Source organism: Caballeronia sp. GAWG2-1, assembly GCF_023631405.1.
Lineage (GTDB): Bacteria > Pseudomonadota > Gammaproteobacteria > Burkholderiales > Burkholderiaceae > Caballeronia.
Genome location: NZ_JALQDD010000040.1, coordinates 392,683 through 408,082 on the forward strand (window position 1 = coordinate 392,683; position 15,400 = coordinate 408,082).

The following is a 15,400-nucleotide window of genomic DNA, read 5'->3' on the forward strand; positions in this document are numbered from 1 at the left end:
ATGTTCGATACGAACGAAAATTCACCGCGCGGAAAAGCGCAGGGGAGACCAACAGTCAATGCGGGGAACGAGGCGCGCGGGGGTGCGCTTCGGTGGTGAGACGTGCGTAAGCGCCGCAAGCGGGCGAAAAAAAAGCCCGCTGCATTGAGCGGGCTTGAATCCATATCGGTTGAGACATGGAGGAGACAAGGCTTAGTATAAACCCTTACCCATCCAAGTCAAGCGTCAAACCAAAAAATTTGCGCTGGGGAGGGCCATCGTCAAGCAAGTCTGCTTCGGTCATTGCTTGCCGAGACTGTGGTAGTACGCCGCGAGATTGGCGATATCCGCCTCGGACAAGGGTTTCGCGACCATCGACATCATTTCGTTCTGGCGCGCGCCCGTGTGAAAGTCGGTCAGCGCCTTCACGAGATACTCCTCCGTCTGCCCCGCGAGGTTGGGCGCTTCCGGCAGCTTCGACATGCCGTCGAGCCCGTGGCACGCCTGACACTGTGCCGCCTTCGCGCGCCCCGCCTTGATATCGCCCGCTGCGAGCGCGACGCTGGATATCGCCAGCATCAGGCTTGCCACCACGGCTGTCTGCGCCGGCCGCATCACTTCGACCCCGAATACGAAATACGATAGATGGCGCCAGCATAGTCGTCGGATACCAGCAGCGAGCCGTCCTGCAATACCTGGACATCGACCGGGCGTCCCATGTACTCGCCGCTCGAAGTGAGCCAGCCATCCGCGAAGACTTCCGGTTCGCCCGCCGTGCCGTCGTCCTTGACGGGCACGTACATGATGCGTGCGCCGATGGGCTTCGTTCGATTCCACGAACCGTGTTCCGCGACGAAGATGCCGCCCTGGTACTTGTCCGGGAACGTCTTAGCGTTATAGAACGACATGCCGAGGTCGGCCGCGTGCGCCGCGAATTCGACTTGCGGATACACCAGGTTCGCCGGCGGATTCTGATCCTTGTAGTCGACGGTCCGCACCTTGCCGCCGCCGTACCACGGGAAGCCGAAGTTCTCGCCCGCCTTGGTCGCGCGGTTCAGTTCGCCCGGAGGAATGTCGTCGCCCATGCCGTCGACCTGGTTGTCGGTGAACCAGAGCGTCTTGTCCTTCGGATTGAAGTCGAGGCCGACCGAATTACGCACGCCGTGCGCGTAGGTTTCGCGGTTCTTGCCGTCTTGATCCAGACGGATGATGCCCGCGAGCCCGTTCTTATCGATATCGGCGAGTTTGTCTTTCGGCGGCACGTTCCACGGCTGGCCGAGCGCGATGTATAGCTTCTTGTCAGGCCCGATACGGCACGCGCGCGCGCCGTGATTGAAGCTCTCGAACGTCGCCGGGATCAGCTTGCCTTGCGGCACGACGACCGCCGCGGCCACGTCCGGCCCGCCGTCGCCGAAGAACTGTGCCGCCGGGAAACCAAGCACGCGATTCTGCTCGACCACGTAAAGCACGCCATCCGGCGAGAAGCAGACGCCGTTCGGCACCTTGAACGTGACCGACGAGGCGAATTGAACGACGTCATCCGCGACGCGCCTTTTGGTTCGATCCGTCACCTGCCATACGCGATTCTTGCGCGTGCCGACGAACACCACGCCCGTCGAAGGCTCGATAGCCATGTGCCGCGCTTCCGGCACGATTGCATACAGGTCGATCTTGAAGCCTGGCGGCAGTTTGATCTGCTTGAGATTTTCGCGCAGCGCGTCGGCGGTCTGACCGCCTTGCGGCACCTTTTCGGCCTGACTCGTGCCGGTCTGCTTGAAGTTGGACAGCGAATTGAGATTGTCTTGCGCGGCGTTCGCATACGGCAGGCAGGCGAGCATGGCGCCGACCGCCAACGGCAAAAGCTTGAGCGTTGCGTTCATCTGGTTGTCTCCTTGTTGTTACGGCTTATTGAACCTCACTGAACAACACGACTGATGACTCTCGCCGAAGGAGACGGCGTCACGCGAACCTCGACCAAGCACGCGTATCACGACGCCGCTGCCTACGGTAGCAACAATCTTAGAATACGAATCGCCCGCTGCAAGCAGCGAGCCGGTTTTTTTCACGCGCCGATAAAAAGCGTCGGCAGCTATTTCCTGCCATCGAAGAGAAAGACGTTGGCGCGGTCGGGGCTCGGCAGCGCGACCAGCAGGCGCGGGCCGTCGAGCACGGCGGCGCCCTTGACGGTCGCGTCGGGCAGCGGACAGGGCGCGGGGCCGAACGTCACCGAGACGTCGTAGGCGTTCGCGCCCGGACGCGGCGCCACCGTTCCCTTGAAGATGCAACCGGCACTCGTCGTGCCGGCGGCGTAGCCATCGGCGGCGACGGTGATGCGCGTGGTCGTCGCGCCTCCGAGCGACATTCCGCGGCCGCTGTAAAGGCCGCCTGCGTTGGCGAGGCTCGGTCCGGTGTCGAGCATCGGCGCGGCGTTCACGTTGAAGGAGAGGTTCGCGCCGCCGTTCTTGCTTGCGACCGTGCCGCTTACGGCCGGCGCTTGCGCGAAGTTTGCGCTGAAGTTGGCGGCGGTGGCGGGCGCCCGGCCCACGCGATAGTCGAACGCCGAGGTGCTCGCGAACTTGCCGTCGCTCGTCTGCGTGCCGCCCGTGGCGATGGCGACGCCCGACAGGTTCGTGCCGCGCGTGTCGTTCGGAGTGCCGTAGAAGAGATACGCCGAGCCATCGAAGAGCACGAGCAGCGTGGCATCGGCCTGACCGTTGTCGATTGTCCCTTTGTAGACGCCGCCCGATGGCAGCGTCGTCGTGACGGTGCCGGGCGGTGGCGGAGCGGAAGAGTCGGTTGCGCAGGCCGCGAGCGCGAGACTCAGGGCGAGCGGCAATGTGAAAGTCAGCGGGACTGGCGGCTTGAATCTTGTGGTTATCGTCACTCTGGACTCCGGTCTCGATCGAGGCGGCATCGTGCGATGCGCGCGGTGAACGTCCTGTATAGGCGCTGAAAAAGCACAGGTCAAGCGCGATGCACGACCGTGCGGCGCGCCGAGTCTTCCTCGTTCAGCGTCTTTACGACGGCTTCATGGCGATGCGATCGGAATGCAGACGTGGTGAAACACGTAAGTGACGCCGTCTCGTTCGAACATGGCTTGTTCGCTTAGTAAGCGCCTGCGATCGGCAACAGCAGATAGGGCAGCAGCGCTTCGTAAGACATGGCCGTCGCTTGCGTGTCGGGCAAGGTGGGCGCGGTATCGATCACGGGTGCGTCGCGCCCGATGTCGATGTCGACGAGCGATGCACCTGCGATGGGTGTCGGTTCGATCTTCATTTTCCCCTCCTGTCATGCAGCGTGTGAGGGGAAGTCTGGGCGCGAAGAGTTAGGAAAGCGTGAGGCCGCAAGGCTCTTGCGTCAGGACGCGGATCTCAAGCGGGACCGTCGAGCCAGTTTTCGATCTTGACGCCTGGATAGTGAGTGAAATCCCTCACGTTGTTGGTCACGACCGGTACGCCGAGCGCAACCGCATGGGCCGCGATCAGCTTGTCGAGTGCGTCGTGCTTGCGCTCTCGCGTGGCCGCGCGGATCGGGCCATAAGCGCTTGCCGCTGCCTCGTCGAAAGGCGCGACTTCGATCAGTTTCACGAGCGCAGCGAGATTGTTCCGCTCGCGCCTGGGTCGCGCACTCGTGCTTGCGCCGTATGCCAGCTCCGCGAACGTAATCGATGACATGACGACGTCGCCGACAAAGAGCTGCGCGAAACGCCGCGCCACCTGTTCGGGCTGATTCTTCATTAGGTAGATACACATATTCGTATCGAACAAGTACTTGGGCATCAGAGCGCGTCCCGTTTGTCTTGCGTCTGATCGCCACGCCCCTCCGACATGAAGTCGGCGCCAAAACGCCCGAAACAGTCGAGCGCGCCGGCAAGCGGGCGGCGCAGGCGGCGAATCCGCAATTCGTCGCCCACGCGTTCAATCTCGACTTCCGTTTCCGTTTCGGGAAACGCGATATCGGCGGGAATGCGAATGGCCTGCGAGTTGCCATTGCGAAAGATTCGGGTAATAGCCACGTTGACACCGTGTGTGTACATACGTGTGTACTGTACCAGACGGATCGAAGGAACGGTTGATTGCATGGCGGCGTTCTTGAAGTCAAAGGAAATCGAACAAAGCGCGGAAAGGTTTTTGCTCATGCGTCTTATCGTGCACCAACCGACGCAATCAGAAAAGTAACCCGATCGGCCAATCCCATTGATATGTATCGATCATCCAAGCAAAGCCAACAACGCAACCGGAAATTCGCTTCACGCCTTCGAAGCCATTTCCAAAAACCCCTTTACCGCCGCCCCTTTCTCGAACCGCCGATACACCACCGCGACTTCCGAAGGCACCGGCTTTCCCGCGATCTCGCGATACTCAACGCCCGGCACCGTCACGCATTGCGCGAGCGATCGTGGCACGACCGCCACATCGCCGCCGAGCGACACATGCGCGAGCACATCCGACAGCGTGCCCGGCTGTCCGGCGATTTGCGGCTCGAAGCGCCCGCGTCTTCCAACCTCGAGCGTGCCGGACTCCTGCTCCGGCAACACGAACGACTGACCACGCAGCTGCGCGGGCGTGATGGTTTCCGATTGCGTCAGCGGAGAATCGGCCGGTAGCGCGACGATGAACGCATCGCGACGCACCGTGCGCACCTCGACGCCATCCGGATACGGCACGGGCGGCCGCACGTAAGCGATATCGATATGACCGTCGATGAGCAGTGCGCCCGCCTCGCGCATGACGATCTCGCGGATACCGATGGCAACCTGCGGATAGCGCGCACGAAAGCCGCGCACGTGTGTCTGCAGCACGCCCGAATAAACCGCCGAACCGACGTAGCCGATCACGATCCTGCCCAGCTCGCCGCGCTCCGCCAGCGCCGCGCGCTCGGCCCCGCGCGCGAGATGATCGAGCGCGCTCGATGCCTCGACGAGATACGCCTCGCCCGCCGCGGTCAGCGCCACCGAGCGCTTCGTGCGCTGAAAAAGCCGCACGCCAAGGAGCCGCTCCGCTTCCTGAATTTGTCGCGTGAGCGCGGGCGGCGCAATGCCGAGTTCATCGGCGGCACGCGTGAAGTGCAGATGCCGCGCGACGCTCAAAAAGCAGCGCACATGGCGCAATTCCACTGGCATGAGAGCCTCGCTTCGTATTGTCGAATACGTCAATAATTAAGCGATTTTATGTCAATGACAGACAAGAGCGATCTCACTAGCATCGATAGCTTCATCGTCAACATTCGCCCGCCATGTCCGACACCGCCGATGTCTCGCCGAACCGGTCCGCCGCGCGCTTCGTGCTTCTCACCGCATCGGCGACCTGCGCGCTGATCACGCTCGATACCAACGTCGTCGCCGTGGCGCTGCCATCCATCGCGCGCGATTTCCACGCCGGTTTCGCCGATGTCGAATGGGTCGTGAGCGCCTACATGGTCGCGTTCGCCGCGTGTCTGCTGCCGGCGGGCGCGCTCGCCGACCGCATCGGCAGAAAGAAGATGCTGATCGCCGGGCTCGCGGCGTTCGCGCTGGCCTCGCTCGGCTGTGGCCTCGCGCCTTCCGCGTTCGCGCTGAATCTGGCGCGCGCGGCGAAGGGCGTCGGCGCGGCAATGCTGCTCACGTCCGCGCTCGCGATCATCGCCAACACCTTCCACGAAGGCGCGGCGCGCGCTCGTGCATGGGCGATCTGGGGCACCTGCATGGGTATTTCGACGACCGTCGCGCCACTCGTCGGCGGCGCGATCACGCAATGGTTCGGCTGGCGTTGGATCTTCCTCATGAACCTGCCGATCTGCGCGCTGCTCGCCTGGTGCGCGTGGCGCGGCATGCGCGAGTCGCGTAATCCGCATGCGGGATCGCTCGACCTGCTCGGCAGCGCGATCTTTGCCGCGTCGCTTTCGCTCGGCATCTGGGCGCTGATCGGCGGTCAGGCCGATGGCTGGACGAGCTGGCGTACCGAAGCGCGCCTTGCCGCGTGCGCGGCGCTCTTGGTCTTGTTCGTGCGCGTGCAACGCTCGCGCGCGCATCCGATGATCGATCTCTCGCTGTTTCGCGAACCGCGCTTCGTCGCCGCCGTGCTCGCCATGTTCGGCTACGCGGCCTGCGCGCAAGTCATGATGACGTTCCTGCCGCTTTATCTGCAAAACGCGTTCGGCTTGACCGCGGTGCGCGCGGGCGTCGGCATGTTGCCGTTCGCGCTCGCGATGATCGCCGGGCCGCATCTCGGCGCGGCGCTCGGCAAGCGCGTGCCTGCAATGGCGCTGCTCACGCTCGGGCTTGCGACCATCGGCGTGGGCAATCTGCTGACGGCGTGGTTCGCGTCGATGTCGTATTACGGGCTCATCGCGGTCTCGATGATCGTCACCGGACTCGGCGCGGGCATCCTCAACGGCGACACGCAGAAGGCGATCATGGCGTGTGTGCCGGCGCATCGCACGGGCATGGCGTCGGGTATCAGCACGACGACGCGCTTTACGGCCATCGTCACGTCGGTGGGCGTGCTCGGCGCGGTGCTCGCGGCGCGCACGAAAAGCGCGCTCGATCTGCATGCAAGCGGTTTCCCTGCCCTCATGCACACGTTCGATGAAACCTTCCTCTCTCGCGCGTGCTTGCGGGCGATCTGGCACACGCGGGCGCGGGCGGCAACGCGGCTGTCGTTGCGATCGCACGTGCGAGTTTCGCGAGCGGCTTCGCGGCTGCGTTAGGTGTGGCGGGCGTGAGTGCGTTGCTCGTGGCGTCGGCGGTGTGGGTGCTTGCCGGACGCAGCGAGCGGGCTAGCGCTGTGCGAGTCGACGCGTAGAGAACCATCCGGTGCGCGGCAGAATCAACGGGATAACCCCTATGGGTGAAGATCCGCCCGCCGTTTACTGTATCGATACACTAAATCGATACAGCCGCAACCGGCGCACTGCGATCCGCGGCTCTCAGGAGACAAGACATGCAATCGACATCCCGGCGACGCTTCCTTCAAACCGCCTCGGCAGCCTCGCTCGCGGTGGCGGGCGGTGCGTTGCCGTCGCTCGCACGCGCGCAGGCGCCGGTCGCGCTGCGGCTTTCGTCGTCGATGCCCGCGAATCAAAACGCCGCGCACTACGTCTGGTATCAGTACCTGGCTGAAAACCTGAAGGCGAGCGTGGGCGAGCAGATTCGCATCGACTATTTTCCGAACAATCAGCTCGGCAAGGAAAGCGACGTCGTTCAGCAAGTGAAGGTCGGCGCGGTCGACATGATGGTGACGGGCTCGTCCATCTGGGCAACGGTTCTGCCCGAACTCGGCATGCTCGATCTGGGTTACGTCTTCGATAACTTCGATCACGTCGGCCGCGCGATGGACGGCAGCGTCGGCCAGAGCTTCGACAGCCTGCTGCAAAAGCGCGCGGGTTGCTCGGTCATCACGTGGGGCTATTCGTTCGGCGGCCGCAACGTGTTCACGAAGAAGCCCGCGCACTCGCTCGCGGAGATCAAGGGCGTGAAACTGCGCGTGCTGCCCACGCCCGCTTTCATGGACACGTTCAAGCTGATGGGCGCGGTGCCGACGCCCATTCCCATCGGCGAGTTGTACATGGCGGCGCAAACCGGTGTCGTCGACGGCTTCGAACACGACTGCGCGACCGTGCTCGCGAGCAAATACGACGAAGTGGTGAAGTCGTGCTGGCAGACGCAGCACGTGTTCAGCCCGCTCGTCGTCGTGATGGGCCGCCGCTCGCTCGACAAGATTCCCGCGAATCTTCGGCCGGCCTTCCAGAAGGCCGCGCAGGATGCGACGGCGAAGCAACGCACGGTAGCCGTGCAGACGGCGGCGCGCGCCGAGCAGGAACTGAAGCAGCGCGGCATGACTTTCTTCCCGATGTCGCCCGCGGACCGCGAGACCGCGCGTCACGAAATGCAGACGCAGTTGTACGCGAATTTCGCGAAACAGTATCCCGCGACCGCGCCGCTTTTTCCGGCCATCGCCGCCGCACGAGGCTGAACGCCATGACCTCTTTCTCCGCGACGCCCGGCCCCGAAGCGCAGCTTGCGGCCGCGCCCGGCTTCGGCCAGAAGACCGCGCTCACGCGCGCGCTCGCCGTCGTCATGCGCTGGATCGAATACATTTGCGCCGCCGTGCTCGCGGCCGATGTGATCGTGGTGTTCGTCTCCGTCATCTATCGCTACTTTCTGCACGATCCAGTCGATTGGGCCGAGGAGATCGCGCGCGCGTTGATGATCGTGCTGGTCTTCTTCGGCGCCGCGACCGTGCTTGCGCGCAGTCAGCATGTCGGCGTCGATCTGTTTCGCGCGGCGCTGCCCGCACGCTGGCAACCGGCGCTGATTCAGGCCGGGCACTGGATCATCGCGGGCGTGGCGGCCAATCTGTGCTTCTCGTCGTGCCTCTTGCTCGTCGATTCCTACGGCCAGATGACGCCAAGCGGCCTGCCCGCGTGGATCAACGTGTATCCGCTCGTCGCGGGCAGTGTGTTCATGGCGGTGTTCGCGCTCGCCAATGCATTGAACGGGCCGCGCAAGACGGTGTTCGGCGCGCTCATCGGTTGCGTCGTGGTCGCGGCGGCGCTGTTCGGCTGGAACGCGCTCATGCCCGATCACGCGATCAAGCCGGGCATTCTGCTCGCGGCCGGTTTCGTCGGCGGACTCGTGCTCGGCGTGCCCATCGGCTTCGTGCTCGCGTTCTCCGCGCTGCTGTATTTTCTCGCCGAGCCGACCCTGCCGATCCTCGTCTACTCGCAACAGGTGATGGCCGGCGCCGACCACTTCGTGCTGCTCGCCATTCCGTTCTTCGTGCTTGCGGGCTTGCTGATGGAAACCAACGGCATGTCGTCGCGGCTGATCGAACTCCTGCTGCGTATTTTCGGTCGCGTGCGCGGCGGGCTCGGTCTCATCACCATCATGGCGACGGCGTTCTTCTCAGGCGTCTCCGGCTCGAAGCTCGCGGATATCGCGGCGGTCGGCGGCGTGGTCATGCCGGCCGTGCGTCAGAGCAAGCAGGACCCGAACGAAGCGGCGGCGCTCCTCGCGTGCAGCGCGGTGATGGCCGAGACCATTCCGCCGTGCGTGAACATGATCATCATGGGCTTCGTCGCGAACATTTCCATCGCGGGGCTGTTTCTCGCGGGCGTGGTCCCGGCGGCGGTGCTGGCGCTCGCGCTTGCCGTTGTCGCGGTGATCTTCGGGCGTCGTATCAACGTGGCCGATGCGCTCAAGAACCCGCGTGCGTTTCTGCCGCTGATTGGCGGCGCGTTCGTCGCGCTCGTGATGATCGCGATGATCGGCAAGGGCGTGACCTCCGGTATCGCGACATCGACGGAAGTGTCGGCGTTCGCCGTGGTCTATGCGCTCGTGGTCGGCTGGCTCGCGTTTCGCGAACTCACGCCGCGCAAGGTGGCGCGCGTGTTCGTGCGTTCGGCGTCGATGGCAAGCAGCATCCTGTTCATCGTGGCGGCGGCGTCGAGCGTGTCGTTCGCGCTCACCATCGAGCAGATTCCCGCGCTCGTCTCCGATGCCATGATCAACTTCGCGCATCAATACGGGCCGACGATGTTCCTGCTGCTGTCCGTGCTCATCATGATCGTATTCGGCGCGGTGCTGGAAGGCGCACCCGCGCTTATCATCTTTGGACCGCTTCTCACGCCGATCGCCACGCAGCTCGGCATCAACCCGCTGCACTTCGGCACGGTGATCGTCGTGGCGATGGGGCTCGGTCTGTTCGCGCCGCCCGTCGGCTTGGGGCTTTTCGCGACCTGCGCGATCACCGGCACGGAAATGAAGGCCGTCGCGAAACCGATGGTCAAATATCTGGTGGTGCTGTGCGCCGCGCTCGTGGTACTCATTCTGGTGCCATCGTTTTCTCTGTGGCTGCCGACCCGGCTCGGCCTGTAGCCTGTTGTCCGAAGTCCGAAACAAGAACTTTCATGAGCACCATTCAGGACGTGGCCCGCCACGCTGGTGTATCCGTAAGCACGGTTTCCAACGTGCTCAACGGCCGCACCGACCAGATGCGTCAGGAAACGCTCGCGCGCGTGCAGGCCGCGATGACCGCGCTGCAATACCGTCCGAGCACGCTTGCGCGCCAGCTGAAGACCGGTCAGACGCCGCTCGTCGGCTTGCTCGTGCCGTCCATCGCCAATCCGATGTACGGCTATATCGCTCGCGAGGTCGAGACTTACGCGCAAGAGCGCTACGGTTATCGCGTGCTGATCGGCAATACGTATCGCGACCCGGCGAAGGAAGCGTCGTTTTTCGAAGATTTGCTCTCGCACGGCGTGCGGCGCGTGATCGTGATCTCATCGCTCGCGGATGAGCGCCATCTGGAAACCGCGGCCGAGCGCGGCATGGTCGTCGTGAGTTACGACCGGCGCGCGACCGAAGGCGAGACCACGCGCATCGATCACGTCACGCCGGATAATTTCGAGGCGGCGCGGCTCGCGACGCGGCATCTCATCGCGCATGGTCACACACGGCTCGGTTATGCGACGCTCGCCGGCATGACGCTGAGCCGGCGCGACAAGATTCGCGGCTTTCTCGCCGCCGCCGAGGAAGCGGGCCTCGGCCACGGCGCGCGCGTGCTCGACAGCGGCCCGGTGAACGAATACGGCGACTCGATGATCGCGGAAAACGGTCGCGCGCTCGCACGCCAACTCTCGGAAGACGCCGCGCGGCCGACCGGAATCGTCGCGGTCAACGACCTGATGGCGCTCGGTCTGATGGCGGGTCTGCGCGAATCGGGCTTGCGCGTACCGGACGATATGTCCGTGGTCGGCATGGACGGGCACTTTCTCGCCGCTATCTCGAACCCCGCGCTCACGACCGTGCAACTGCCCGTTCCTGCGATGGCCGCGGCCATGGTCGAGCGCGTGATGCGTCAGCAAGACGACGCTGTAATCGATTCCGCGCAGGCGCTATTCACCGACATCACGCTCGTCGAGCGCGAATCCGTGGCGCCGCCTGCCGCAAAAGCAACGTAGAAGCCCTTCAGGACCGAGACATGAACAAGGTTTTCGTGAGTCATCCCCGGCACATGCTGGAACACTATTTCGGCGCACGCGCAAGCGCGGCGCTCGACGCCATCGCCGATGCGACCTACAACACGGAAGACCGCGAACTCACGACCGCCGAACTCATCGCGGCCGCGCGCGATGCCGACGTGATCATCGGCTACCGGCAGACCCCCGCGCCACGCGAACTGTTCGCAGCCTTGCCGCGGCTTGCCGCGTTCGTGCGCTGCGCGGTGGATATCCGTACCGTCGATGTCGATGCCGCCAGCGATCATGGCGTGCTCGTCACGCAGGCGAGCGCGGGCTTCATGCCGGCGGTATCGGAATGGGTAATCGGCGCGATGATCGATCTGGGCCGCGCCACCACGGCTTATGCGTCGGCATACCGTCGCGGAGAGATGCTGGCGCCGAAGATGGGTCGCGAGTTGCGCGGCAGCGTGCTCGGAGTGATCGGCTACGGGCAGATCTCGCGCTATCTGTGCGAACTTGCGCTGGCGTTCGGCATGCGCGTGGTCGTGTCCGATCCGCACGCGAAGATCGACGATGCTCGCCTGAGTCAGAGCGATCTTCCGGCCTTGCTCGCCGCCGCCGACTTCGTGGTGTGCCTCGCGCCCGCGAACGATGCGACGCGCAATCTGATGAACGCGCAAGCCTTCGCGACGATGAAGCCGGACGCGTATTTCATCAATGCGGCGCGCGGCGAACTCGTCGACGACAATGCCTTGCTGGCCGCGCTGCAAAGCGGCCGTCTTGCGGGCGCGGCGCTCGACGTGGGGCGCGCGCCGGACCAGATGCCTTCGCCGGCGCTGTGCGCGCACGAACGTGTGATCGCGACGCCGCATGTCGGCGGCCTCACGCCGGCTGCGATCGAGCATCAGTCGATGGAAACCGTCGCGCAAACCGAAGCGCTGTTTCAAGGGCGCATGCCGATGGGCGCGGTCAATCCACGGCATGCGTTCAGGCTCGCGCAGCGTGAAGCGCCGAAAGTCGACGCCATTTCGAGCGACGCGCGATGAACGCCTGCGATTGCCACCTCCACGTCTACGACGACGCTTACCCGCTTGCACCGAGCGCGACGTTCCGGCCGCAATCGGCGCCTGCATCGGCTTATCGCGAAGTACAGCGCGCGTTGGGCTTGTCGCGTGCGATCGTCGTGCAGCCGACCGGCTACGGCTTCGACAATCGCTGCACGCTCGCGGCCATCGAACAACTGGGCGAGGGCGCACGCGGCATCGCGGTCGTTCCGCCCGACGTCGACGATGCCGAATTGCAACGCCTGCACGAAGCCGGCATACGCGGCGTGCGCTACATGATGTTTCCTGGCGGGCTGCTTGCGTGGGACAGCATCGAGGCGATGTCGGCACGTATCGCGCCGCTTGGCTGGAACATCGATCTTCAGCTCGACGGACACACGCTGCCGCAACACGAGGCGCTGCTCGCGCGTTTGCCGTCGAAGCTCGTGATCGATCATATCGGCAAGTTTCAGGGGCCGGTCACGCCTGCAAGCTATGGCTTCGCGTCCCTATGCCGCCTGCTCGACGGACCGCGCTGCTGGATCAAGCTCTCGGCGCCTTACGAGAGTTCACGCAGCGGTGCGCCGGAATACGACGACATCGCGCCGATCGTGCGCACGCTGGCCGCGCGCTATCCGCAGCGCGGCGTGTGGGCGTCGAACTGGCCGCATCCGAACGTGCAGCCGGTTCCGGATAACGCGAGCCTGCTCGACTGGTTTTCTCATTGCATGCCCGATGAATCCACGCGCGGCAAAATCCTCGTCGATAACCCCGCCGAGCTTTACGAATTCTGAAGCCTGTTCCATCCTATGCTTGAACAGCCACGGCTCAAGGAGCACGCGATGAACACACTCGAACGAAAGACCGTTGTCATCACTGGCGGCTTCGGCAGTCTGGGGCTTGCGACCGCGCGCGTGCTGGCCGAGCGCGGGGCACGCATCGCGCTCATCGGCAAGGACGCGCGGCACGACCCGTTGCCCGCGCCGCTTGCGGAACCGTTCATCGTCACGGGCGCCGATTTGTCGGATGCACAAGCCGCGCAAGCCGCGTTCGACGCGATTGCGCAACAGCTCGGCGGCGTGCAGGCGCTGGTGAACGTGGCGGGCGCGTTTCGCTGGGAAACCATCGCGGATGGCAGCGTGGACACATGGAACCTCATGTTCGATGTGAACGTGAAGACGGCGCTCAACGCATCGAAGGCGGCCCTCGGGTTCATGCGCGAGGGCGGCGGGCGTATCGTCAACGTGGGCGCGCTGGCGGCGTTGAAAGCGGGAGCGGGGATGGGCGCTTATGCGGCTTCGAAGGCGGCGCTTCTGCGTCTGACCGAAGCGCTTGCCGAAGAGCTCAAGGATCGAGCCATTACCGTGAACGCGATCCTGCCTTCGATTATCGATACCGCACAGAATCGCGCCGATATGCCATCGGCGGATTTCTCGCGCTGGGTGCAGCCGGAGGAACTCGGCGCGGTGATCGCGTTTCTCTTGTCGGACGATGCACGCTCGATCACGGGCGCGGCGATTCCGGTGGCGGGGGCGGGTTTGAGCACGCTCAATCGTCCGGCTCTGTACTCTGCAGCCAATGATCTGGCGCATGTGCGCTTCATCAATCGCCTCCTCTCGACAACCGCTTGAAGAATTTTGTCGCTGCCCTATCCTTTCTGCGTCGAGTGTCCGAAGCTACGCAACCACGGCGAACCAATATTCGCCAAGCCGCCCGTTTTTGAAACCCAAGGGCCGGTGCAGCGACAGTTTTAGCAACTGAACTACCTGAGAACGACGCAACACGCAATGATGGACGATCTTCAAAAGCAAGCAGAACTACTCCGTCAGAAGCTTAACCAAGCTCCGAACTCGCCAGCCGCCCATAACAACCTTGCCCTAGTGCTTCGCCGATTGGGCCAAACATCGGAATCCGAAGCGCTGCTTCGAAAAGCTTCAGCCCTGAATCCAAATTCACCGGATATAGCGTTTAATTTGGGCCTTGTACTACTCGACGAAAAGCGCAACGAAGAAGCAGAGTCGGCATTTCGTCGCGCGCTCGAGCTTCGACCGGGCTACGCCGAAGCAAGCCTCGTGTTAGGTGCTTTGACCAAGAGTTCGGGTCGTGTCGTGGAAAGCGAAGCGCTTCTGCGGGTGGCTATCGCCGGGCTTCCTCACTCGGTCGATGCTCACGAGTTGCTTGGAGACGTGCTCCGTTTGTTAGGAAGATGCGATGAAGCCGAGGCCGAACTGCGTCAAGCGTTGTCGTTGAACCCGGCCTCTTTTGAGGCGAACATCTCGCTCGGACTCGTACTGTATGCGCTGAATCGCCTGCCTGAGGCTGAAGCTGCCGCCAGACAGTCGCTCGCGTTGCGCCCGGGCAGCGTGCGTGCCCGCTTGATGCTCGGCCTGACGTTGCTGAGAGACGGAAAATATAAAGACGGACTGATGAATTTCGAGTCTCGTTATGAGGAGTCGCCGGAGTGGGAAGCGGCTGGCGCGGTATTTCCCTACGTACAAGCGTCGAGGATTCCGATTGCGATGTGGCGAGGAGAATCACTGGAGGGCAAGTCGCTCGTCATCGCGCCTGAGCAAGGGTTAGGCGATGCAATCCAGTGCATTCGCTTCGTGCCGTTACTTCGACGGCTTGGAGTCTCCAAACTGACCGTGGTGTGCGACGCCGCGCTCATGCGCCTGTTTTCTCTCGTCGATGGCGTGGATGCCGTGAGCGATGTCAGTCATCCGCAAGAACTGTCCGGATGCGATTTCTGGTGCTACATGATGAGTCTGCCTCATAGGCTCGGCATCACACTGGACATGCTGCATTCGAACGGACGCTACATCGACGTCCCTGAAGAGAATGTGCAGTTTTGGAAACAGCGGATCAACGTGTCATTAACGAATGGCAGATACAAGATCGGGCTTGCTTGGAGCGGTTCAAACGATCTTGGCAACCCTTCGTCGGTGCTTCCGCCCGAGTTACGCGACAACGTTCGCCGTTCCGTGCGCCTCCAACAACTTCTTCCTCTTCTTCGTATTTCGCAGTGTACGTTTTTCAGTCTCCAGAAAGGCGGAGAAGAAAGACAGCTCGCCGAGATTCCCGAAGCCGTTCGACCTCTCGACCTTATGAGCAATGTTACCGATTTTCTCGACACGGCCGCGATCATCGAGAATCTGGATCTCGTCATCACCGTGGATACCTCGGTTGCGCACTTGGCTGGCGCGCTCGGCAAGCCGGTGTGGATACTGTCGCGATTCGACGGCGACTGGCGCTGGCTGCTCGATCGCGAAGACTCGCCGTGGTACGCCTCGGCGCGCGTTTTCACGCAAAAGACACGCCGCGACTGGGATGAGGTGATCGCTAGAGTAAAAGAGCGGCTGACAGCATTTTGCAGTGGCTTGAGCGGGTAAGGGTTTCCAACTTCGCGTTGAGGCGTTCGAAATCCTTTACTGTGTCGA

At 63.3% G+C, this 15,400-nt stretch carries 14 protein-coding genes and 1 pseudogene; 8 read left to right on the forward strand and 7 right to left on the reverse strand.

What is annotated here, in order from left to right:
• Positions 1-279: 279 nt before the first annotated feature.
• The 7 genes from NCR98_RS28740 to NCR98_RS28770 all read right to left on the reverse strand — a co-directional run bounded on the left by NCR98_RS28740 (position 280) and on the right by NCR98_RS28770 (position 5,101).
• Complete coding sequence (locus NCR98_RS28740) at positions 280-558, reverse strand: c-type cytochrome (RefSeq protein WP_350029324.1); 279 nt, start codon at positions 556-558, stop codon at positions 280-282.
• Between the two features lie 35 nt (positions 559-593).
• A complete protein-coding gene (locus NCR98_RS28745) occupies positions 594-1,859 on the reverse strand; it encodes a PQQ-dependent sugar dehydrogenase (protein ID WP_244829851.1) in 1,266 nt (421 codons plus the stop codon).
• A 209-nt stretch (positions 1,860-2,068) separates the two neighbouring features.
• Positions 2,069-2,863 (reverse strand): hypothetical protein, encoded by a 795-nt coding sequence (locus NCR98_RS28750; RefSeq protein WP_250528054.1) that lies wholly within the window; start codon positions 2,861-2,863, stop codon positions 2,069-2,071.
• 221 nt (positions 2,864-3,084) lie between these two features.
• On the reverse strand, positions 3,085-3,255 hold the full coding sequence (locus tag NCR98_RS28755; RefSeq protein WP_244829849.1) for a hypothetical protein: 171 nt from the start codon (positions 3,253-3,255) through the stop codon (positions 3,085-3,087).
• Positions 3,256-3,350: 95 nt separating this feature from the next.
• Positions 3,351-3,758 carry a type II toxin-antitoxin system VapC family toxin gene (locus tag NCR98_RS28760; RefSeq protein WP_244829848.1) on the reverse strand — a complete coding sequence of 136 codons (408 nt, stop codon included), beginning with the start codon at positions 3,756-3,758 and terminating at the stop codon, positions 3,351-3,353.
• The gene (gene vapB / locus NCR98_RS28765) at positions 3,758-3,994 is read right to left on the reverse strand and encodes a type II toxin-antitoxin system VapB family antitoxin (protein ID WP_244829847.1); all 237 of its coding nucleotides are present in this window, start codon (positions 3,992-3,994) and stop codon (positions 3,758-3,760) included. The genes NCR98_RS28760 and vapB overlap by 1 nt, the downstream gene beginning before the upstream one ends.
• Before the next feature lie 234 nt (positions 3,995-4,228).
• On the reverse strand, positions 4,229-5,101 hold the full coding sequence (locus tag NCR98_RS28770; RefSeq protein ID WP_250528055.1) for a LysR substrate-binding domain-containing protein: 873 nt from the start codon (positions 5,099-5,101) through the stop codon (positions 4,229-4,231).
• Between the two features lie 113 nt (positions 5,102-5,214).
• Between NCR98_RS28770 and NCR98_RS28775 the strand changes: the two are divergent.
• The 8 genes and pseudogenes from NCR98_RS28775 to NCR98_RS28810 all read left to right on the forward strand — a co-directional run bounded on the left by NCR98_RS28775 (position 5,215) and on the right by NCR98_RS28810 (position 15,352).
• Positions 5,215-6,761: pseudogene (locus NCR98_RS28775) on the forward strand (MFS transporter).
• A gap of 138 nt (positions 6,762-6,899) precedes the next feature.
• Positions 6,900-7,931 (forward strand): TRAP transporter substrate-binding protein, encoded by a 1,032-nt coding sequence (locus NCR98_RS28780; protein ID WP_250469012.1) that lies wholly within the window; start codon positions 6,900-6,902, stop codon positions 7,929-7,931.
• 5 nt (positions 7,932-7,936) lie between these two features.
• Positions 7,937-9,835, forward strand: coding sequence for a TRAP transporter large permease (locus NCR98_RS28785; protein WP_250528056.1), 1,899 nt, complete (start codon positions 7,937-7,939; stop codon positions 9,833-9,835).
• A gap of 32 nt (positions 9,836-9,867) precedes the next feature.
• Complete coding sequence (locus tag NCR98_RS28790; protein ID WP_244829842.1) at positions 9,868-10,920, forward strand: LacI family DNA-binding transcriptional regulator; 1,053 nt, start codon at positions 9,868-9,870, stop codon at positions 10,918-10,920.
• Between the two features lie 20 nt (positions 10,921-10,940).
• Positions 10,941-11,966, forward strand: a complete 1,026-nt coding sequence (locus tag NCR98_RS28795) for a hydroxyacid dehydrogenase (RefSeq protein ID WP_250528057.1) — start codon at positions 10,941-10,943, stop codon at positions 11,964-11,966.
• Positions 11,963-12,757, forward strand: a complete 795-nt coding sequence (locus NCR98_RS28800) for an amidohydrolase family protein (protein ID WP_250528058.1) — start codon at positions 11,963-11,965, stop codon at positions 12,755-12,757. The genes NCR98_RS28795 and NCR98_RS28800 overlap by 4 nt, the downstream gene beginning before the upstream one ends.
• A gap of 48 nt (positions 12,758-12,805) precedes the next feature.
• A complete protein-coding gene (locus NCR98_RS28805; RefSeq protein WP_250528059.1) occupies positions 12,806-13,594 on the forward strand; it encodes an SDR family oxidoreductase in 789 nt (262 codons plus the stop codon).
• 156 nt (positions 13,595-13,750) lie between these two features.
• Positions 13,751-15,352: a tetratricopeptide repeat-containing glycosyltransferase family protein gene (locus NCR98_RS28810; protein ID WP_250528060.1), complete on the forward strand. Its 1,602-nt coding sequence runs from the start codon at positions 13,751-13,753 to the stop codon at positions 15,350-15,352.
• The last annotated feature ends 48 nt before the right edge of the window (positions 15,353-15,400 follow it).